This window comes from Micromonospora sp. DT81.3 (assembly GCF_049847225.1).
Lineage (GTDB): Bacteria > Actinomycetota > Actinomycetes > Actinomycetales > Microbacteriaceae > Microbacterium.
This window is the reverse complement of sequence record NZ_JBNCNY010000001.1, coordinates 838923-860094: the sequence shown is the minus strand read 5'-3', so window position 1 is coordinate 860094 and position 21172 is coordinate 838923. Positions and strand designations below refer to the sequence as shown.

Below are 21172 nucleotides of genomic sequence, written 5' to 3'. Positions count from 1 at the left end.
GACGCCCACCCCGGAGTCTGCCGCACCAACGCAATGTCCTTACCCCCATACACCACCTCCGCCGGACCCGCGCCCCGGGTGTGGACGGTCATCGACGCGCTGACGGCGGAGATCTGCTCGATCTCGAGGCCTGATGCGCTGCCGTCCCACCAGTTGCTGTTCGGCCCTGTTGCGGCGCCGAATGCGACGGCGGCGCGGCCGTACAGGTCTTCGGCATCGCCGGCGTTGACTCTGCGCTCGAGGTCGAAACGGTTGTCCGCCTGTTCCAGGGAGCATTCGTAGTGCTCGGTCGGCGTCATCTGTTCGTGGCTGTTGTCGCCGTTGACGTCGACGTGCCAGATCGCCACGCCGGCGGCGGGCAGCGCCGCGTCGCGGCCGGACTGCTGACGGTTCTCCAGAATGAAGTACTCCGACGCGTTCCTGGGATGAATGAGGAAGTCGTTCTTGCCCGCCTCGACGGTCGCGGTCATCCCGCCGGCGAGTGTCGTAACCCGGGATGCCCATCCGGCGGCGTGCTTCAGGTAGGCGTCGACCTGTGTGGGGTTCTTGTTCGACCCGCCGAAGCACATCAGCGAGTAGTGACCGATCCCGTTGCCGACGTTGACCTTGTCGTAGTCGTACAGATCCGGAAAGTCACAGACCATGTGCCCGTTCTCGTGACAGAACGTCCTCAGGGTCAACTCGTCCCCCAGATCGGTGATCTGATAGTCCCGGAACCGGCGTCCACCATCGACGGAGTAAGTGTTGGCGAGGCCCCACGCGTGCGGCCAGAGGCCCTCGGACCATGCGTTGGAGCGAACGCCTGCATAGAAGACGCTGAGTGCCTGGATGAAACCGCCGGAATCCGCCGTCAACCCGGAGAAGTTGAACCCGCTCGCGACGAGGCCGTCCAAAGCCTCGCGGATCAGCTCCTGGGCACGCGTTCCGTACTTGATCGTCCGGTCGGTGTAGTAGGTGCGCGGGCGCGCGGCGCGGAAGTACGCGGCTACATGATTCTTGTAACGGAGCTTGCCGTCGGAGACATCTCGAAAGTAGTCGAACGCCGAGCCGTTATTGCCGAATCCGCTATAGCCGGGCTTGTTGCAGAAGTCATCAACCTGCTGGCGGCTGATCGTCTGCGGGAAGTCCGAGAAGTCGATCAGGAGCACGAGTCCGAGGTAATCGCCCGTTGTAGCGGCTGATGGGGGGGCACCTCCCGGCCCTTCGGGCGCACCCTGCGGCGTCACGCCGTCGGGGGGTTCGGCTGCTCGGCGCGCGCGGTCCTCCCGGCGTCGCTCCATCCATCGCGGGACGGACCCCATGGCCGCCTGGGCGCGCTCGGTGTGCGCGCGAGCCGCCTCACGGGTGACACGCACATGCTTGGGAAGCGGTAGGGCCTCGCGACCCTCCTCGCCGACCCGCGTGCCTGTCGGGACCAGTGTCTCGCCGTCGCCGGACAACTTCGCGTATTGGTAGTAGCCATCATCCGCGTGGACGACCGTGTAACCCTCGAGGGTCTCGAAGACGGCTTCGAACTGGTTCCCCCAGCCCCGCAGCGTCACTTGCGAGCCATCGGGATTGACGAACGTGAAGATTTCGCCGTCGAATGGACTGGCCATGTCCGGCCCCCCTCTTTGAGAGCTCGGGATCCCGAGGGCGGCCTACCAACGACCACCGTGTCGGGCAAAGCGAGCAAATGTTGACTGTACTGTCGGTTAGGAGCTGCATTCCGTCTTGTTGATACATCGGCGTGCACCCAAATGAAGGGTGTGGTCCGATCACGGGCTCCCCGACTGCTGCAGCTCCTCCGGCCAGGTCGAGCACGCCATTCCCGCTACTCCGGGTTCAGGAGCCAGATTTGCCGGCGACGAATTGCGGCGCCGACTCCCCAACTGGCCAGGCCCCGTGGCCTCCCTGCACGATCCTTCGCAGGCATCCCCATTGACGCGTCACACCGTATACCCAGATGACCTGGTTGTCTGTCCCCCTTTCGGGGGACAGGAGGAAACGGGAGCGAGTCAGAACCCCGGCTGCTGCAGCGCTCGAAAGTGACGTCGCGACTGGTCCTCTTGACACGAGTCTGGGCTAGGTATAGACGTTAGGCGAGCCACAGACAGGGTGGAGATCATGGCGAACGATGAACCGACGGTCAGTCAGATTCAGGCCGCTATCAAAGCAGACGGCCTCTCCTGGGAGGCAGAAGAGAACTTCCTCACGCAGATGTCGGCTGAGGAGCGCCGGGGGTACCTGGGAGTCATAGTCACTCCTGCCGAGATGGCCGCTCTGAAGGCTGAGACCCAAGCGCTCGCAGCTCAGGAGTCGGCATCATTCGGAGTTGCGGTCGGTGCGCCCACCGCCGTCGACTGGCGCACGGGCGGGTACGTGACCTCGGTGAAGGACCAAGGCGGCTGTGGTTCCTGCGTCGCGTTCTGCACCTGCGCCGTAATCGAATCCGGGGTGCGGATCAAGCTGAACAATCCCAACTACGGGATCGACCTCTCCGAAGCCTTCCTCCAGTTCTGCGGCGGCGGCAGTTGCAATGGCTGGGGCCTGACTTCAGGGTTGGACTTCGCGCAGAGCACCGGCGTCACGGACGAGGCCTGTATGCCGTACCAGGCGCAGAACATGGATTGCGGGGCCAGTCGATGCGGCGACTGGCAGAACCGGCTCACCAAGATCTCGGGCTATGCCGGTCATGCGACGATGGCGGCGCGCAAGGAGGCCGTCGCCAAAGGTCCGGTGCTGGCGGGGTTGGAGGTGTGGAGTGACTTCTTCGCCTACAACGGGACGTCCGTATATGTGAAGTCATCGGCGGCCACGAGGCTGAACCCGCCGGGTTACCACTGCATCTGCGTCGTGGGCTACGACGACAATCAGCAGTGCTGGATCGTCAAGAACAGCTGGGGCACCACGTGGGGAGACCAGGGGTTCGGCCGCATCGGGTATGGCCAAGCGGATCTGCTCATCGACTCGAGTTGGTCCTTCTACTCCGCGGACGTGGTGGTTGGTCCGGTCTTTCAAAGCACAAAAGTGACTCAGGTATTCGCTAGCCGCGACTCGCAGAATGCTTGGGCACACTTTCCCGGCATGGGATGGCGCCGCATCCAACCGGGAGCGGCCGACGGCGTTACGAACGTTCACGCCATCCTGACGGAAGCGTCTGCAAAGAATCTCACCGTTACCGTGCTCGTCGACGGCTCACAGATCTATCAGGCCTACCTGTAGTCCGAGCTAGCGGCCTACGTCGATTAAGGAGAAAAGGTTTCATGTGGACGAACATCAACCAGATCTATACCAGCCGTGACGCACAGAACGCATGGGCGCATCTCGCTGGTACGAACGCCTGGCACCGCATCCTCCCTGGAAGCGGCGACGGCGTGACGAACGTGCTCGTCGTCCTGGTCGCCGCCAAGGCGAACAACCGACAGGCCTACGTCGTGCAAGACGCCAGCGGCAACATCCTGCAGGCGTATCTGTAACGCCTGACGTGCGCATCGAGAGGATTCGTCGTGAGCTCTGAAGTCACCATCACGATCACCATTGGCGGGACTGGACAAACTGCGGCTACACACCTGGCCTCGGTCGACGTGGGCGCGCCACCCGCGCCCGCGGCGCTGGAAGAGCTCCAGACGGCCGGGACGGGCGAGAGCCCCGTCCCGTTGGAGGTCGCGCAGCTCAGCCGGCTCCGTGGCGAGGTCAGCCCTTCCAGTGCCGGGCTGCCCGAACCGATGCCTGTCGACCAGCTGTCTGCAGGCAGTTTCACGATGGCCCCGCCACCGGCCGACGTGTCGTCGCTGGCCTCTCAGGTCGGCGGCGGGTCACCACCGGCGCCCTTGTCTGTCGAGGAGCTTGCCGCGGCCGCTGACGCAGGGGGAAACTCGGAGCCGGCGGTGAGCCAACGCTCCAAGCCCAAGCCGCCCCGAGGCTGACCACGTGGCGGAGGTCCATCTGCAGGCATCCGACGACGGGGGCAGCGTCGCGGCCAAGGTAGGCGACCACATCGTGATTGTGCTGGAGGAGAACGCGACTACCGGGTACCGCTGGACGATTGCCGGCGCCACCGAAGCCGTCACGCTTGCCTCCGACGGGTATGCACCTTCTCCATCGGGGAATCTGCCCGCACCGGGCAGCACGGCGCCCACCGACCCGGTCATGGGGCGTGGCGGCAACCGTGAGTTCCGCCTCGTGGCGGTTTCGCCCGGCGTCGCCAGAGTTGTCTTGGCTCTGAAGCGGGAGTGGGAGGACGACGCATCGGGCATCGCCCGCTGGACGGCATCGATCAACGTCACCTGACGGCGGCCGCACGCCCGCCCGCGAGGCACCGTGATCACCGTCTTGTCTACGAGCCGGATCCCGGTTCTATGCCCGTGACTTTGGACGCGACGAGCGTGAACAGGCCCGTGATGATGAGCAGGACGAAGAGGAACTCGGCGCTGTTCTCTCTGAATGGCTCCCAGAGGTTCCACGCCGATGCAGGGATTGCAGCGCTCCACAGAGCGAACGCGATCGGTGCCAACACGATCGACCAGGCCAGCTTTCGCTTCGCGGCGGCAGACCTCTTCCGTCCGGAGGTCTTCTTGGCCCAAGCGGTCAGCCATATGAAAACGGGCGTCGCTATGAGTGCGATCACCCACAACGGTAATGAATAGTTCGGTGGCGAGCCGGCGTCCGCCGGCTGCATCATGGTCACAAACGCACCGTACGCGGCCACAATTTCGGCGGGAATCCAGAGGACGAGAACACCGAGCGCTGCCGTGAGCAGTTGTGGAGCGGTCTTGCTGGGTGGAGGTTGATCATTCCCGCCCTTGCGGGGTTCCGCAGCGACGATATCCACGATTTCCGACAGCGCGGTCGTTCGGGTGTCTGCTTCGTCGAGCTTACGTCGGACGCTCTCCAGCACCTCGGCGTCAGCGGTTCCGGCTACCTCGGTTCTTCTGCCAGGATCCGACGATTCTGACGGCTCGAACCTGGCCACGACGACGTTGGTTCTCGCTTCCGGAGATGCGGGGGGGAATGCGTCAGCGTCCTCGACGGCGGAGGCAAGACCGAAAATGCTCATTCTGCAAATCCTCCTTGAATTGCCTTTGCAGGCGCGCATGTCAGCGCCCACGATTCTTCGTACCATCTCCGGAATAGGCGCCCGGGGAGGCGCGTCGGTCAAGTCCTCGAGATTTTGGTCGCGCAGATCCTCCGAAGTGTGATATAAGCAGGTCTCTTGACGGGTACTGGCCGCGGAGCGACAATGAGCCCCAACGAGACCCTAAGCGGACGCTCTCTCGCCGGGGACGGAGCAACATCGTGGTTGATCTTTCACGCAGGGCGATGATCGCCCTTCTCGGTGCCGGGGTGGTCGGCACGGCAATATCGTGGCCGCGGCTCACTGGGGGCGACATCCCGGGCCGGGGATCCGACGCGCTGACTGTCGCGCTCTTCGGAACCGCTCAAGACGCGGCCGCCAGACAGGGTCTCATCGACGGATTCCAGGGGCTCCATCCCGACATCCCGGTGCGCATCATCGCCATCCAGGGACAGGACTGGAGCAACTACTTCGCGAAGATCCTCACCCTGGTGGCCGCCGGCACCCCGCCGGACGTCGTCACCGTGGCGACGGAGGGGACTCAGCTTTTCGCATCCCGAATGGCACTTCCCATCGACGAGTACGTCCAGCGCGACGCCGCGGAGATGCAGAACTACTTCGACGACGTCCATCCCTCGCTCGTCGAGGCGATGATGTACAAGGGCAATCTCTTCCAGCTTCCCGACAACTTCAACGCTGCGAACGTGTTCTACAACACGGCGGCGCTCGAGCGGGCCGGTCTGGAACGACCCCGAGACAATTGGACGCTCGACGACTTCTTCACTGTCGCCCGCACCATGCAAGACGCCGCAGAGGGTCAGTTCCTGCCGTACTTCTGGAACAACCGTTTGTGGGGCGGCGTGGTCCCGTGGCTGTACATCAACGACACGAGCTTCCTCAGCGAGGAGAAGGCGAAGGGCGGGGACTGGCTGTGGGACCAGTTCTACCCGAATGAGGCGCCCCGTGGCGGCGGATTCCTGTGGGAGAACGCGGATGCCCTCAACGAGAACTGCGTCGAGAGCTTCGGGGTCCTCGAGCAGATGGTGCGGGAAGGACTCGCCGCCAACCCGGCTCAGGGTGGCGGAAACGAGCTGGTCGCGCTCTTCTCGACCGGCAAGGTGGGCATGACCCCGGCCGGCGGCTTCTGGGCACAGGGGCTGAGCGACGCAGGCGTCGCGAACGATGACTACGACGTCACGTACTTCCCCAAGATGGCTGGGCAGCGCCACCAGTTCGGAGCCGGCGGCTACGCCATCATGCAGACGTCGCAGCGCAAGGACGAGGCGTGGGAGTGGCTCAAGTACTGCGTCTCCGTGGAAGGAATGTCAATCGCGCACCCTCGCCCGGATTCGTCACTGCCGCGCAAGTCGCTGAACGACGAGCTGTACGGCGCCGGAGTCGGGCCGCAGCACTGGGAAGTCTTCTACGACACGCTCGAGAAGTTCCCCACCACGGGCCCGATGCCCGCGCCGCCGCAGCAGGCGGCCGTCGAAGCGGCGCTCATCAAGAACGTCGTCGGCACGATCACGAACGGCCCGGACGGCGTCCGGCCGGGGCTGGAGCTCATGCAGCGTGATCTCGAACTGGCCTTGAGGAGATCATGATGTCGGTCACGGTGCCCACCCCCGCCGCGGAGCGTGCGGCCGTCGATGAGCTGGAAGCGGAACTCCACGGTCGCGGTCTCGTTGAGGACAAGGGCCACAAGGGGTCGCGCGTGCTGGTGTGGGTGTTCCTCGCCCCGACCCTGATCGGTCTCGGGCTGTTCACCTTCATCCCGATCATCGCCTCGATCGTGCTGGCCTTCTTCCGCTGGGACATCATCACGGCTCCGCAATTCGTCGGTGTCGACAACTTCGTCGAGATCGCGGCGAACCCCACGATCCGGGTGTCGTTCCTGAACACCATCGGATTCGTCATCACCGCCGTGATCGTGCAGCTTGCGGTCGCACTGGCGCTGGCGCTGCTCGTGCAGTCGAAGATGCCCAACTGGCTGCGGACGTTCTTCCGCTCGTCACTGTTCTTCCCGCTCATCCTGTCCGCGGCATCCGTCTCCCTCGTCATGTCGTACCTGTTCAACCAGGAGTTCGGCCTCGTCAACCAAGTCCTCAGCTGGTTCGGAGTTCCGGCCGTCGGGTGGCTGACCACGGGCTTCGGGGCGAAGGTCGTCGTGCTGCTGGTGTACGTCTGGCAGAACTTCGGCTTCACCTTCCTGCTCTTCATCGGCGGTGTCGCCGCCATCCCGAGGGAGGTGTACGAGGCGTCGGCGCTCGACGGCGCGACCGGCTGGGCGCAGTTCCGTCAGATCACCCTCCCGCTGATCAGCCCCACCATGCTCGTCGCTACGGTCATGGCGATCATCAGCGCGCTGCAGATCTTCGATCAGCCATACGTCCTCACGCGAGGAGGCCCCGGAGACGAGACGCGCACCGCGGTGATGGTGATCTACGAATCCGCCTTCCAGAAGCTGGAGTTCGGCCTCGCCTCGGCGGTCGGCATCGTGCTGACCGTCCTGATACTCGCGGTGACGGCCGTCCAATTCCAGCTCAGCAAGCGCTACGTCTTCTACGGGTGAGGTCGAAAGATGTCCATCGAAGCAGTCGCCACCCGCTCGCCGTTGAACACGCTCGGCAAGGTCGCCAAGTATGTCGTGCTGAGTATCGCGGTATTCCTCACACTCGGACCAGTGGTCTGGACGCTCATCACAGCTATGACGCCCACCGACCCCGTCACGAACACGACCCAGTTCGGCTTCTCAGCCTTCGCTGAGGCATTCCAGAGGATTCCGCTGTGGCTGTACACCTGGAACAGCGCACTGGTCACGCTTCTGGTGGCGGCCGGGCAGATGCTGACCGCGGCCATGGCGGGGTACGTCTTCGCCCAATTCGAGTTCCGCGCCAAGAATCTGATCTTCGCGCTCATCCTCGCCACCATGATGGTGCCGATGCAGGTCACGATCGTGCCGGTGTTCATGCTGATCCGCGGCATGGGCCTGGCGGACACACTGATGGCGCTCATCCTCCCGGCGCTGCCCACCGCCTTCGGAACGTTCCTCATGAGGCAGTACTTCATGGGGTTGCCGGCGGAATTGGGCGAGGCTGCCGAGATTGACGGCGCCGGCCCGTGGAGGGTCTTCTTCAGCGTCTACCTTCCGCTGGCCACTCCCGGGCTCGCCATCGTCGGGATCCTCGCATTCAACTACCACTGGAACGAGTTCTTCAGACCCCTGATCATGATCATCAGCGAGCAGAACTTCACCCTGCCGCTCGGTCTGGTGTCGTTGCAGGGAAACCTCGGAACGGGAGCCGTCTCGGTGGTGCTCGCCGGCGTCCTGCTGTCGATGATCCCCGCGCTCTTCGTCTTCATCTTCGGACAGAAGCCGCTGCGCGAAGGGCTGACGGCGGGCACGGGCAAGTGATGCACCCGGACCCCTCGTTCCCGGCGCTGCACGGGCGCCCGGACCACGGTTGGGTGAACGACCCCAACGGGCTCGCCGTCCTCGACGGCCGGTATCACGTGTTCTTCCAGTACAACCCGGATCGCCCCGTGCATGAGCGCATCCACTGGGGGCACGCGAGCTCGGAGAATCTCCTGCGCTGGCGCGAGGAGCCGATCGCCCTGGCGCCGCGGGACGGGGCGCCGGACGAGCGAGGCTGCTGGAGTGGATGCCTCGTCGATGACGCCGGGACGCCCACGGTGCTGTACACCGCGGTGAGTGCGGCCGGCCCGGGCGAGGCAGGCGTGGTGCTCGCGACCAGCGACCGCGCCGCCATCGAGTGGCAGCCGCGCAAGACGATCATCCCCCACACCGACGAGCCGCACGACATCCAGGTGCGCGACCCGTACGTGTTCGTGTTTGATGGTCGCCGGTATGCCGTGCAGGGCGGCGGCGCCGTGGGTGAAATGCCTCGGATCATGCTGTACGCGTGCGAAGACCTTCGCGAGTGGACGCTTCTCGGCAACCTCTTGACCCCGGATGACCCCGCGGCGGCCGCATACGGCGAGGCCGATGTCTGGGAGTGCCCGAACCTGTTCGAGATGGACGGGCGATGGGTTCTCATCATCTCGCCGCTGACCTTCCGTGAGAGCGGTGCGCAACACGGCGAGGTGTTCGCCCTCATCGGTCAACTCGAGCCGGACCGCGATTCGCTGTCCTTCCGGCCAGAGGCGACGAGCCGGCTCGACGACGGCGTCAGCTTCTACGCGCCCCAGGTGCTCGTGGACGGCGAGCGTCGACTTCTCTGGGGATGGACCCGGGATGAGGGCCGCTCGGCCGCGCAGATCGCCCAAGCAGGGTGGACCGGAGCGCTCACGCTCCCCCGCGAGCTGCGGCTGGAAGGGGACGCGCTGCGAAGTGCTCCGGCTCGGGAACTGGAGGGCCTACGGCGCGAACGCGTCCATCCCGTCGATGGCGTCATCGACATCGGAGCCTTCGAGATCGAGGGGACGGATGCCGGTGTACGACTGATCCTCGAAGGCGAGCGCGGGTCGGAGACGATCGTGGATGTCGACGGCTCATCGTCGACCGACATCCGGATTCTCGTGGACGGCAGCGTCATCGAAGTCTTCGTCGAAGGCACGGTGGCGCGAACACTACGCGCCTATCCCGATACCGGCTCCCGCTGGCGCATCCGCGGCGGCGCCGGGCTGCGCGTCTGGCGCCTGGGCCTCGAGTAACTCAGGATGCGGGCGCGTCCTGGGACTTTGTACTTGACGTCGCTCCTAACGCGAGTTAGTGTGGGTCCATCACCGACTAACTCGCGTTAGTTTCACCCCCGCTCAGAAAGCTCGCTCATGTCGAAGACGACTCGCCGACCGGTGACGATGAAAGACATCGCGGTGCGCGCGGGCGTCTCGCGCACCGCCGTCTCCCTGGTGCTGAATGGCCGGCAGTCCGTGGCGCTCGCCGACGAGACGCGGGCCCGCGTTCTGGCCGTGGCGGCCGAGCTCGGCTACCGCCCGAACGCGGGCGCCCGCGCCCTCGCGAATCAGCGGAGCGACTGGTACGGACTCGTCACGGAGATCGTGACCGCGCCGTTCGCCGTCGACATCATCAAGGGGGCGCAAGACCGTGCCCTCCTTGATGAGAAGTATCTGCTCATCGCGTCGACGGAGTCCGATCCCGTGGCCGATACGGCGGTCATCGAGCGCCTTCTCGAGCAGCGGGTCGAGGGTCTCCTCTTCGCGGCGACCTGGCACCGCGCGGTGACGCTCCCGGAGATCGCCCACGAGGTTCCCACTGTGCTCGTCAACTGCTTCGATCGGGAGGGCCGCTTTCCGGCCGTGATCCCCGACGAGCGCGCGGGCGGACGCCGTGCGACCGAACGCCTCCTCGCGGCGGGACACCGTCGCATCGGCTTCGTCAACCTCGACCCCGACATCCCGGCGGCCGTCGGCCGACGCATCGGCTTCCATGAGACTCTTCGCGAGGCGGGAATCTCAGCCGACGAGAAGCTCGAGATCTCCGGACACGCGACCGCCGACGGCGGCTACACCGCGGCATCCGCCCTTCTCGACCTCGCCGACCCGCCGACAGCCATCTTCTGTGCGAACGACCGCATGGCGATGGGCGCGTACGACGCCATCAAAGAGCGCGGACTGCGCATCCCCAACGACGTTGCCGTCATCGGATTCGACAATCAGGAGCTCATCGCGGCCTACCTGAGACCCGGACTCACGACGGTCGCACTGCCCTTCGAAACGATGGGCGCCAAAGGCGTGGAACTCCTCGCCGCCATCATCGCGGGTCAATCGACCGCCACGGAAAACGTGACGGTCGACTGCCCGCTCCTCGAACGCGCGTCGGTCTGACTGGACATCTGGTCCGGCGCGCAGCCCCTTCGGCTTCAACGAAGAAGAAAGGAACACCCTCATCATGACAGTTCACAGCAAAGCGGTGCTCATCGCTGCCGCTCTGGTGACCTCCGCGGCGCTCGCGCTCTCGGGCTGCAGCTCCGGCGGAGGCGGCTCCGCCCAGCCCGCCGACGGCTCTCAGCTCCTGACCATTCCGCGCGAGGACATGGGGACGTTCGACCGCAACTTCAACCCGTTCTCGAACCCCGAATTCCCGATGACTCAGCAGGCGATCTACGAATCGATGCTCATCTACAACCCGGCCGACGGCTCCACGACCCCATGGCTGGCGACGGAATGGGAGGTGACTCCCGACAGTACGGGCATCACCTACCACCTGCGCGAGGGCGTGAATTGGTCGGACGGCGAGCCGTTCACCGCCGACGACGTCGTGCTCTCGTTCGACCTTCAGCGCGAGATCCGCGGCGGCTTCGACTACATCGAGACCGTCACCGCCGTCGACCCGCTCACAGTGCAGTTCGACTTCAACGAGCCGTTCTCGCCCGCGCTGCTCGACATCGGGCAGCAGATCATCGCACCCGCCCACATCTGGAGCGAGGTCGAGGACCCGACGAAGTTCGCCAACGAGGAGCCGGTCGGCACAGGTCCCTACACCGAGGTCACGAACTTCCAGGCGCAGTCCTTCGACCTCGGGAAGAATCCCGAGTACTGGCAGCCCGAGAAGCAGAAGATCGAGGGCATCCGCATGCTCGCCTTCGCGGGCAATGATGGCGCGAACCTCGCAGCGGCCAATGGAGACGTGGACTGGGCGCCCCAGTTCATACCGAACATCGACGAGGCCTACGTCGCGAAGGACGCCGAGAACCGGTTCTTCTGGTTCCCGCCCACCGGGTCGATGATCAACTGGCAGTTCAACACCACCAAGGCCCCGTTCGACGACCCGAATGTGCGCAAGGCGCTGTCGATGGCGGTCGATCGCGAGCAGGTCACCGAGATCGGGATGCAGGGCTACACCGCTCCCGCCGACTGCACCGGTCTGAGCGGTTCGTATGACACGTGGCGCGACGGAGCCGTCGTCGATTCGTGCACGTGGACGAACCGTGACGTGAAGGGCGCGGGCGAGCTGCTGGACGACGCGGGCATCACCCTCGGCGCCGACGGCAAGCGGGTCCTCCCCGACGGCACGCCGTTCGCCTTCGACTTCTCGGTCGGCTCCACCTCGAGCGACTGGGTGTCGGTCGGCAACGTCATCTCGCAGAACCTCGCCGAACTGGGTGTCACCGTGACCGTCGCAGCCAAGGACTGGGGCGACGTGGTGGCCGGATACGAGAACGGAACCTTCGATTCCGGCATCGTGTGGAGCGCAAACGCCCCCACCCCGTACCAGTTCTATCGGGGCGTGATGGGAAGTGAGACGGTGAAGCCGGTCGGCGAGCAGACGTTCGACAACTATCACCGCTACGGCAGCCCGGGGGCCGACGCCCTGCTCGCACAGTTCGCTGCGGCACCGGACGAGGCCGCGCAGCACGACGTCGCGAACCAGCTGCAGGCGCTCTTCGCCGAGGAAGCCCCTGTCGCCCCGCTGTTCCCAGGCCCGGAGTGGGGCGCGGCGAGCACGGAGCGCTTCACCGGCTGGCCCTCCGAGGACGACCCGTACGCGACGCTCTCGACGCGCTCGCGGACGACGGTCCTCGTCCTGACCGCCCTCGAGCCAGTCGCCGCCGACTGAGAAACGATTCGTCCCGCTGCGTCGCCGACGCGGCGCAGCGGGACGATCCAGGAGGCATCACATGGGCTACATGCTGCGACGCTTCGGGTTCTACCTCGTCGCGTTCTGGGTGTCGATCACCCTCAACTTCTTCCTACCCCGCTTCATGCCGGGAGACCCGGTGTCGCGCATGGTCGCGCGCCTCCAGGGTCAGCTCCGCCCCGATCAGATCGAGGCCCTCAAAGAGTCCTTCGGGCTCAGCGACGCCCCGCTGTGGGAACAGTACCTGCGGTATCTCGGTCAAGTCTTCACCGGCAACCTCGGCTTCTCCATCTCGCGGTTTCCGACACCGGTCATCGACGTCATCACGAGTGTGATCGGCTGGACGCTTCTCCTGGGCTTCGTGTCGCTGATCATCGCCGTCGTCATCGGCAACGTGCTCGGCATCCTCGCGGCCTGGCGCCGCGGCGGAATCCTCGACTCCTACGTCCCGCCGTTTCTCATCTTCATCGGCTCGTTCCCGTACTTCTGGCTGGCGATGGGGCTGCTCTACGTGTTCGGGGTGGTGCTCGGGTGGTTCCCGGTGCGGCATGCGTACGGGGTGGGGATGACTCCCGAGTTCTCCCTCGCCTTCATCGGCGACGTGGCCTACCACCTGATCCTGCCGGCCGCCTCGATCGTGCTCGTCTCCATCGGCGGCTGGATGCTGGGGATGCGCAACACGATGATCGCCACGAACGCCGAGGACTACATCGTCATGGCCGAGGCCAAGGGCCTGGGCGCCAACCGCATCCGGACGAACTATGCGGCGCGCAACGCGCTGCTGCCCTCCGTCACCGCGTTCGGGATGTCGCTCGGCTTCCTCGTCGGCGGTGCGCTCCTCACCGAGGTCGTCTTCGCCTATCCGGGCATCGGCTACACGCTGCTCGCGGCGGTGCAGAACCTCGACTACCCCCTCATGCAGGGGCTCTTCCTGACGATCACCACCTTCGTGCTGATCGCCAACTTCCTCGTGGACATCGTGTACGTGCGGCTCGACCCGCGCGTGCGCGTGAGCTGAACGGAGCGCGTGATGTCACTCGCACAGAATCCTCAGGCGATGGCCGAGCTCGATCTCGGCACGGCGCCCGGCCCCGATGGCCAGCTCCTCGCCGCACCGCCCCCGCCCCGTAAGCGCGGCGGCGGGGGAGGGCTCCTTCGGGGCCTCGTCGGCAACACCAAGTCGGTGGCCGGCATCGCGATCCTCGTCATCTTCCTGCTGATCGCGGTCTTCGCGCCCGTCATCTCGCCCGGAGACCCCAACCTCATCACGGGGATGGGCTCCCAGCCGCCCTCGCCGGAGCACTGGCTCGGCACCACCGCGAAGGGACAGGACGTCCTCGCCCTCAACATCTGGGGCTCCCGCTCATCGCTCTTCGTCGGCTTCTCGGTCGGCATCCTGGCAATGCTCGTCGGCCTTCTCGTCGGCCTGGCATCGGCATACCTCGGACGCTGGGTCGACAACCTCCTGTCCCTCGTCACCAACGTGTTCCTGCTGCTGCCCGGCCTGCCGCTGCTCGTTATCCTCGCAGCGTTCCTGCCACAGGGGCTCGGCACCGTGATCCTGGTGCTCGTCATCACCGGATGGGCCGGATCGGCGCGCGTGCTCCGCTCGCAGGCGATGTCGATCCGTGGCAAGGACTTCGTCGGCGCCTCGCAGGTGACCGGTGAAAGCAGCATCCGCATCATGTTCCGCGAGATGCTGCCGAACATGGCGTCGATCGTCATGAGCACGTTCCTCGCCTGCGTCATCTTCGGCATCGGCGCGCAGGCGGGCCTCGAGTTCTTGGGACTCGGCGACATCAGCACCGTCAGCTGGGGAACGAACCTCTACTGGGCGAGCAACGACGGCGCCCTGCTGACCGGCGCCTGGTGGGTCTTCGTCCCTCCCGGCGTCTGCATCGCCCTCGTCGCATTCGCGCTCGCCCTGGTCAACTACGGCGTCGACGAGACGACCAACCCCCGCCTGCGCCGGCCGCGCCGTCGCACCACCCCCGACGAGCCCACGCGGGTAGCGGCATCGGCGGGGAACAACTCCGCACAGGCCGCGGTCGCCCAGAAGGAGCAGAGCCGATGAGCACTCCCTTGCTCGAGATCGAGGATCTCAGCGTCGAATACGTCACCGAAGCGCGCACGGTCCGCGCGGTCGATCGGGTCACCTTCTCGATCGCCGAACGCGAGGTGTTCGGGTTGGCCGGCGAGTCCGGCTGCGGAAAGTCGACGATCGCCAACGCGATCCTGCGCCTGCTGCGCGACCCCGCCGTGATCGCCGGAGGATCCATCCGGTTCGCCGGAACGGACGTGCTGGCGCTGAGCGCGAACGAACTGCGCGACTTCCGCTGGCGTCAGGTGGCGATGGTCTTCCAGAGCGCGATGAACTCGCTCAATCCGGTGATGACGATCGGCGACCAGATCGCGGACATCTTCACCACCCATGAGGGCGGGTCGAAGAAGGCCGCGATGGTCCGGGCCGGTGAGCTGCTCGACCTCGTCGGCATCCCGCGGGACCGCCTGCGGTCCTACCCGCATCAGCTCTCCGGTGGGATGCGGCAGCGCGTCGTCATCGCGATGGCCACGGCGCTGCGGCCACCCCTGTTGGTGATGGATGAGCCCACCACGGCGCTCGACGTGGTCGTGCAGCAGGAGATCATGGCGCAGATCAAGGACCTTCAGCAGGAGCTGGGATTCGCGATCCTCTTCATCACGCACGACATCTCGCTGATGGTCGAGCTGTCCGACCGGATGGCGATCATGTACGCCGGCCGCTTCGTCGAGACCGCGCCCGCGAAGGAGGTCTTCGACGCTCCGAAGCATCCGTACACGCGCGCGCTGATGAATGCGTTCCCGCCCATGGCGGGCCCGCGGACCCGTCTTCAGGGCCTCGGGGAGGGCGTGAGATTCCGCGACATCCCCGACCTGCAAGCGGTGACGCCCAGCCACTGGGTGGCGCCGAGCACTGACGAGAATCTGATCACGGAGGCGATCGCATGACCGACCACGACACCCCGGTGCTCTCGACGCGCGGACTGCAGAAGACCTTCACCATCGGGGGATCCTTCTCACGCAAGCAGGTGCGCGCCCTGGGCGGCGTCGACCTCGACATCGCCCACGGTGAGATCGTGGCGCTCGTCGGCGAGTCCGGCAGCGGCAAGTCCACGCTCGCACGCTGCATCGCGCGTCTCGAGCAGCCATCCGAAGGCACCTTCCTGTTCGAAGGCGAAGACATCATCGCCACATCCAAGCGGCGTGCGACGCGCGAATACCGGTCGGCGGTGCAGATGATCTTCCAGGATCCGTTCGGCTCGCTGAACCCCGTGCACCGGATCGGGCACTTCCTCGAGCGCCCGCTGCGCATCCACGGCGCAGCCTCCGGCCGCGCGGCGATCGAGCAGGCCAAGCGCCGACTGATGGCGAAGGTCGGGCTGCCCGACGAGATGCTCGACCGCTACCCGCACGAGCTCTCGGGCGGTCAGCGGCAGCGCATCGCCATCGCCCGCGCTTTGGCGGTGAACCCCCGGCTCCTCCTTGCCGACGAGCCGACGTCGATGCTCGACGTCTCGGTGCGGATCGGGGTGCTCAACCTCATGCGCAACCTCTGCGAGGAGCAGGGGATCTCGATGCTGTACATCACGCATGACCTCGCATCGGCGCGCTATCTGGCCGACCGCATCGTCGTGATGTTCGCCGGGGAGTTCGTCGAGGGCGGCGACGCCATGGAGCTGCTCGCACATCCCGCGCATCCGTACACGCGGCTGCTCATCTCCGCGGTTCCCGACCCGAAGCGCACGCAGCCATTCGATGCGGTCGAGCGAGCGCAGCTGCGTCGCGCCGTCCTGCAGCCGACCGAGTGCTCGTGGACGGGGAGGGCGGCCGAACCGTGCTCGGCCGAGAAGCCGGTGTTCCACCGGCTGAGCGAAAAGCCCGAGCACTGGGTGCGCTGCGGCCTGTACGCACCGCCGGCGGACGCGCCCGGAACCGCGCTCGAACAGGCCGCGGACGACCAGGAGAACGACGCCGCATGACCGCTCACTTCTCCGCCGGCGCCGCCGTGGCGTCTCCTGAGCTCGCGGCGCGTGCGGCACGAGACCCGCACCGGCCGGCCTTCCACTTCGTCGCACCGGCAGGGTGGCTGAACGATCCGAACGGGCTGACGCAGCGGGACGGCTGGTACCACCTCTTCTACCAGTACAACCCGTTCGCCCCGGTCCACGGGCGCATCCACTGGGGACACGCGCGCAGCACCGACCTCATCCACTGGGAGCACCTGCCGATCGCACTGGAGCCCGGCGACGGTCCCGACGCCGACGGCTGCTGGTCGGGCGTGCTGGTCGACGACGGCGGCGTCCCGACGCTTGTGTACTCCGGCCATCACGACGGCACCGAACTGCCCTGTGTGGCCACGGGTTCGGCCGACCTGCTGGAGTGGACGACGGATGCCGCGAATCCCGTCATCCCCGCTCCGCCGAGCGACCTCGACATCGTCGCCTTCCGCGACCATTGCGTATGGCGGGAACCCGCGCCGGACGGCGTCCCCGGGCGCTGGCGCCAGATCATCGGCGCCGGCATCCGCGGGGTCGGCGGAACCGCCCTGCTCTACGAGTCGGACGACCTGCGCTCCTGGCGCTATCTCGGACCCCTGCTGGTCGGGGACGCGAACGCTCAGCCCCGCACAGCTCCGGACTGGACGGGCACGATGTGGGAGTGCGTCGACCTGTTCCGGGTCGGATCCGCGGACGAGGGGGTCGACGTGCTCGCCTTCTCCGCATGGAACGACGGCGTCACCCACCACCCGCTCTATTGGTCGGGCGAATACCGCGGCGATCGCTTCGAACCGCGCACACTGCATCGCCTCGACCTCGGGGGTCGTTACTTCTACGCCCCGCAGTCGATGCAGGACGAGGCGGGCAGGCGCCTCATGTTCGGATGGATGCAGGAGGGACGAAGGGATGCCGCCGCCGTCGCCGCCGGATGGTCCGGGGTGATGTCGCTGCCGCGTGTGATCACCGCAGAGGCGGACGGAACGCTGCACCAGGCACCGGCGCCCGAGGTCGACGCCCTGCGCGCCGAGCTCCTCTTCGACGGTGACGCAGCTGCCGCGAGCCGTGGCGCGGTCGACGGCGATCAGCTCGATCTCGAACTCGAGGCGACGCTCGCTCCGGGCGGCTCCGTCGTATTGACTGTGCGGGCCACACCGGACGGCCACGAGCGGACCGTCTACCGACTGCGCCGGATCGGCGACGAGGCCCAGCTCTCGCTGGACCGGACGCGGTCCAGTCTCGATGAGAGCACTGACGTCGAGCCGCTGTCAGGCCCTGTGCCACTCGACGGCGACACCGTACGGCTGCGCGTGCTCGTGGATCATTCCGCGCTGGAGGCCTTCGCCAACGGCGTTCCACTCGCCGCCCGGGTGTACCCGACGAGCCCCCATGCCAGACGGGTCTCCGTCGACCTCTACGACGCACAAGCTTCGCTGCGCGCCTGGCGAGTGGCATCCGCTCGCTGACCTCAGTCCCACCAATCGGCAGCGGCCACGCTGCCTCGAAAAGAAGGTGACCCAAGACGAATGCTCACGCAGTGGAATCAACTTCGCAACGACGGAACCCTGCGCAGCCGCGCCATAAATGCGGAGAATCCGACAGGGGCCCCCGGCTCTGCGGGTTCAGCGAGCTCGCTGCTGGGGCCGGGTCGCAAGGGGAGCGCGTGGTATCAACTGCCGGCCGGGGAGTCCGTTACGCTCGCCGACATCAGCGGTCCCGGCGTGATCCGTCATATCTGGATGACCGTGACCGACAAGAGCCCCGCTGGCCCGTTTGTCTTGCGTGACGTGGTGTTGCGCGCCTATTGGGACGGCTCGGCGCACCCCTCCGTCGAGGTTCCGCTGGGGGACTTCTTCTGCAACGGCTTCGGTGAACGCACACTTGTCACCTCTGAACCGATCGTCGTCGCCCCTACCGGAGGTATGAATTCGTACTTCCCGATGCCCTTTCGTGCCGGGGCCCGCATAGAACTGCGCAGCGAGCACGCCGGTGACCTGGAACACATCTTCTTCCAGATCGACTACACCACCGGCGACGACTTCGACCAGTGGCCCGGCTACTTCCACGCTCAGTGGCGGCGCAGTAACGGCACAACGGCGCCGGGTGAGGACCACGTCATCGTCGATGGCGTGGTCGGCAGCGGATGCTACGTCGGCACCTATGTCGCCCTTGCATCGCTCCACCGATACTGGTGGGGGGAGGGCGAGGTCAAGTTCTACGTGGACGACGACACCGATCTGCCAACCCTCTGCAGTGCCGGGCTGGAGGACTACGCCGGAGGTGCGTGGGCGTTTCAGGACGCGCTGCGCGCCGAGCCGGAACCGAACACCCTGACCTTCAGCGCACCGTACTTCGGTTACCCGTTCTCAAGCGCCACTGACAGGACGAAGGCTTCTGAATTCTCCACGCCGATGCTTGCGATGCATGGACTCTACCGATGGCATCTACCGGACCCGGTCTACTTCCAGGGGAAGCTCCGCGTGGCTGTGCAGCAGATCGGCGCGTGGGATCACGGTCTGTTCGAGCGATCCGACGACATTTCCACGACCGCGTACTGGTATCAGACAACGGTGAACGCTCGCTTCGCCGCACTTCCTCCCGCGGCACGGCGCGCTCCGCGTTGATGCGCGGGGGCGATGGCCACAAGGTCGACGTTCACCCATCCGCCAACTGGGGAAACTCAGGGCGGCGACGGAGCCGGTCGCCTGCACACGAGAGGCGGGGGCGCGATCAGCACCCCCGCCCTGCTCAGTGCATCGAATCAGTCGACGTCGCCGTGCTCGTGGTCGGGCGCGAGGCCACCGCCACCGGGAAGGTTGACGGTGCCCTGCGGACCGGCCGGTGCCGGGAACGCGAGGTTCCCAGGTACCTTCTTGCCGACCACGCCGTTCACCGTCTCGGTGGAGTAGGCGTAGGTCAGCACAGCTGCCGCGATCGCGTCGGAGTTGACATCGAGCGCGTCGAGCGCGAGGTTGTCTATCGTGTCGCATGCCAGGTGGTAGCACGGGTCGTACTGCTGGCCCGCCTCACCGCCCCAGATCTCCTCCTGCTGCTCGGTCTTGGGCACTTCGGCGCCCGTGAACAGGCCGCCCGCCGGGATGCCGTTCTGTATGAACGCCTGGTAGTCGCTGCGACCGCTGAACTGCGCGTCGTCGTACGGCACGCCCGCCCATGTGTAGTAGCTCTCGAACAGGTCCTCGATCTGGATGGAGCCCTCGGGGATCGGTACGCCGGCAGGCGCATCCCAACCCGACTCGTCACCGTCGTACACCATGAAGATGTAGTTGGGCGAGGCCACCATGTCGAAGTTCAGGTAGAGCGCGACGTCACCGAGCGTGCCCTCCACCCGCTGCTCTTCGACCCAGGCGCGGGAGCCGAGCAGTCCGCTCTCTTCTGCGCCCCACCACGCGAAGCGGATGGTGTTCTCCGGCTTGAGCTTGGAGATCTGCTGGGCGATCTCCAGGAGCGCCGATGAGCCGCTGCCGTTGTCGTTGATCCCCGGGCCAGCCAGCACTGAGTCGAGGTGTGCGCCGGCCATGACGACGTTCGAGTCGTTCGTACCGGGCAGTTCCGCGATCACGTTGACCTGCGGACGCGACTCCGGCTCGTCGACGACGACGCGGGCCGTCGAGTTCGCCTGGGCGAGCGCAGCGCCGTCGGCGAAACTCGCACCGACGACCGGAATGCTGAGCGGCGTCTGGTTGATGCCGAACAGCGTGCCCGTCACGAGGCCGGAGCGAAGCTCGGTGTTGCCCTGGTTGAAGATGATCACCGCCTCGGCGCCCGCCGTCTGCGCGTTGATGGCCTTGACACCGAACTCGCACGTGCCCCGCTGGACCAGTGCGATGTCGTTCGTCCCCGAGAAATCGAGACCGACGAAGTCCGACTCGTCACATCCGCTCGTGACCGGATCGCGTGGCGGGTCGAGGACGATGTCGACCGGGATCACGTTGCCTGTGACCTCGCCATAGCCCGTTCCGGTGAACGTGCCCGACTCGTACTCGGCGGCGACCGGGGTCAGCTGCTCGAGCAGGGGCGGCGGCACGAAGGTGAACGGGAACTCGTCGAGTTCCACGCTCCAGCCGGCGGCTTCGAGCGTCTGGACAACGTACTCGACGCTCTCGGTGTAGCCGGTCGTGCCCGCCCCGCGGGTGTCGTCGTTGGCATCAGCGATGGCCTGTAACGCCTCCTCGTGTTCGAGGACCCCTTCCACGGTCACGCAGGAGAGGAGTTTCTCGTAGGTGTTGTTCGTGCGTGTATCGCATGCCTGAGGCGGGGCTGCGAACGCGCCGCCGGCTGGTACCAGCGCCAGGGCTGCGACCGCCGTCGTCGCGATCACTGCCGTCCTGGCGCGCTTGGAAAGTGTTGCAGATGGGTACATCGTCTTCCTTCCGTGCGGGCGTCTTCGTTGACACCCGTCCGGAGGAGCCTAATCGGAGCCTTGCGCGACCGGAAGCGCTGGTTCCGAGAACCTGCCTGGCAACGGTGGACGTTCTCCTCCCGCTGCGCAGTTCGGCCAGC

The 21172-nt window shown here is 66.1% G+C and carries 19 protein-coding genes; 16 read left to right on the top strand and 3 right to left on the bottom strand.

The genetic code is table 11. From position 1 onward, the window contains the following. A partial coding sequence (locus tag ACPW96_RS04165; protein ID WP_425882125.1) for a M6 family metalloprotease domain-containing protein occupies nucleotides 1–1598 on the bottom strand: 1598 nt, incomplete at its 3' end. A 508-nt stretch (nucleotides 1599–2106) separates the two neighbouring features. Here ACPW96_RS04165 and ACPW96_RS04160 point away from each other — a divergent pair. The 4 genes from ACPW96_RS04160 to ACPW96_RS04145 are packed head-to-tail and all read left to right on the top strand — an operon-like array spanning nucleotide 2107 to nucleotide 4272. Next, entirely contained in the window at nucleotides 2107–3204 is a 1098-nt protein-coding gene (locus tag ACPW96_RS04160; protein ID WP_425882124.1) for a C1 family peptidase, read from the top strand. Between the two features lie 41 nt (nucleotides 3205–3245). Further along, nucleotides 3246–3458, top strand: coding sequence for a hypothetical protein (locus tag ACPW96_RS04155; RefSeq protein WP_425818668.1), 213 nt, complete (start codon nucleotides 3246–3248; stop codon nucleotides 3456–3458). Between the two features lie 30 nt (nucleotides 3459–3488). Then, a complete protein-coding gene (locus ACPW96_RS04150; RefSeq protein WP_425882123.1) occupies nucleotides 3489–3908 on the top strand; it encodes a hypothetical protein in 420 nt (139 codons plus the stop codon). Nucleotides 3909–3912: 4 nt separating this feature from the next. Continuing rightward, on the top strand, nucleotides 3913–4272 hold the full coding sequence (locus tag ACPW96_RS04145; RefSeq protein WP_425818672.1) for a protease inhibitor I42 family protein: 360 nt from the start codon (nucleotides 3913–3915) through the stop codon (nucleotides 4270–4272). A 46-nt stretch (nucleotides 4273–4318) separates the two neighbouring features. On the opposite strand, the gene ACPW96_RS04140 is transcribed toward ACPW96_RS04145, so the two are convergent. Then, complete coding sequence (locus ACPW96_RS04140; RefSeq protein ID WP_425882122.1) at nucleotides 4319–5038, bottom strand: hypothetical protein; 720 nt, start codon at nucleotides 5036–5038, stop codon at nucleotides 4319–4321. A gap of 239 nt (nucleotides 5039–5277) precedes the next feature. On the opposite strand from ACPW96_RS04140, the gene ACPW96_RS04135 reads away from it, so the two are divergent. The 12 genes from ACPW96_RS04135 to ACPW96_RS04080 all read left to right on the top strand — a co-directional run bounded on the left by ACPW96_RS04135 (nucleotide 5278) and on the right by ACPW96_RS04080 (nucleotide 19275). Next, nucleotides 5278–6660: an ABC transporter substrate-binding protein gene (locus ACPW96_RS04135; RefSeq protein ID WP_425818676.1), complete on the top strand. Its 1383-nt coding sequence runs from the start codon at nucleotides 5278–5280 to the stop codon at nucleotides 6658–6660. Next, on the top strand, nucleotides 6660–7628 hold the full coding sequence (locus ACPW96_RS04130) for a carbohydrate ABC transporter permease (protein WP_425818677.1): 969 nt from the start codon (nucleotides 6660–6662) through the stop codon (nucleotides 7626–7628). The genes ACPW96_RS04135 and ACPW96_RS04130 overlap by 1 nt, the downstream gene beginning before the upstream one ends. 9 nt (nucleotides 7629–7637) lie before the next feature. Then, complete coding sequence (locus ACPW96_RS04125) at nucleotides 7638–8471, top strand: carbohydrate ABC transporter permease (RefSeq protein WP_425882121.1); 834 nt, start codon at nucleotides 7638–7640, stop codon at nucleotides 8469–8471. Further along, nucleotides 8471–9730 carry a glycoside hydrolase family 32 protein gene (locus ACPW96_RS04120; protein WP_425882120.1) on the top strand — a complete coding sequence of 420 codons (1260 nt, stop codon included), beginning with the start codon at nucleotides 8471–8473 and terminating at the stop codon, nucleotides 9728–9730. The genes ACPW96_RS04125 and ACPW96_RS04120 overlap by 1 nt, the downstream gene beginning before the upstream one ends. 117 nt (nucleotides 9731–9847) lie before the next feature. Then, nucleotides 9848–10864, top strand: a complete 1017-nt coding sequence (locus ACPW96_RS04115) for a LacI family DNA-binding transcriptional regulator (RefSeq protein WP_425818683.1) — start codon at nucleotides 9848–9850, stop codon at nucleotides 10862–10864. Nucleotides 10865–10928: 64 nt separating this feature from the next. Continuing rightward, a complete protein-coding gene (locus ACPW96_RS04110) occupies nucleotides 10929–12596 on the top strand; it encodes an ABC transporter substrate-binding protein (RefSeq protein ID WP_425882119.1) in 1668 nt (555 codons plus the stop codon). Nucleotides 12597–12657: 61 nt separating this feature from the next. After that, nucleotides 12658–13635 carry an ABC transporter permease gene (locus tag ACPW96_RS04105; RefSeq protein WP_425818687.1) on the top strand — a complete coding sequence of 326 codons (978 nt, stop codon included), beginning with the start codon at nucleotides 12658–12660 and terminating at the stop codon, nucleotides 13633–13635. Between the two features lie 12 nt (nucleotides 13636–13647). Then, a complete protein-coding gene (locus ACPW96_RS04100; RefSeq protein ID WP_425882118.1) occupies nucleotides 13648–14691 on the top strand; it encodes an ABC transporter permease in 1044 nt (347 codons plus the stop codon). Next, nucleotides 14688–15605, top strand: coding sequence for an ABC transporter ATP-binding protein (locus ACPW96_RS04095; protein WP_425882117.1), 918 nt, complete (start codon nucleotides 14688–14690; stop codon nucleotides 15603–15605). The genes ACPW96_RS04100 and ACPW96_RS04095 overlap by 4 nt, the downstream gene beginning before the upstream one ends. After that, nucleotides 15602–16636, top strand: coding sequence for an ATP-binding cassette domain-containing protein (locus tag ACPW96_RS04090; RefSeq protein ID WP_425882116.1), 1035 nt, complete (start codon nucleotides 15602–15604; stop codon nucleotides 16634–16636). The genes ACPW96_RS04095 and ACPW96_RS04090 overlap by 4 nt, the downstream gene beginning before the upstream one ends. Continuing rightward, a complete protein-coding gene (locus ACPW96_RS04085; protein WP_425882115.1) occupies nucleotides 16633–18117 on the top strand; it encodes a glycoside hydrolase family 32 protein in 1485 nt (494 codons plus the stop codon). Before ACPW96_RS04090 ends, ACPW96_RS04085 begins: the two co-directional genes overlap by 4 nt. 60 nt (nucleotides 18118–18177) lie before the next feature. Beyond that, nucleotides 18178–19275, top strand: a complete 1098-nt coding sequence (locus ACPW96_RS04080) for a glycoside hydrolase family 172 protein (RefSeq protein ID WP_425882114.1) — start codon at nucleotides 18178–18180, stop codon at nucleotides 19273–19275. 137 nt (nucleotides 19276–19412) lie between these two features. On the opposite strand, the gene ACPW96_RS04075 is transcribed toward ACPW96_RS04080, so the two are convergent. Continuing rightward, a complete protein-coding gene (locus ACPW96_RS04075) occupies nucleotides 19413–21032 on the bottom strand; it encodes a M28 family peptidase (RefSeq protein WP_425882113.1) in 1620 nt (539 codons plus the stop codon). Nucleotides 21033–21172: the final 140 nt, after the last annotated feature.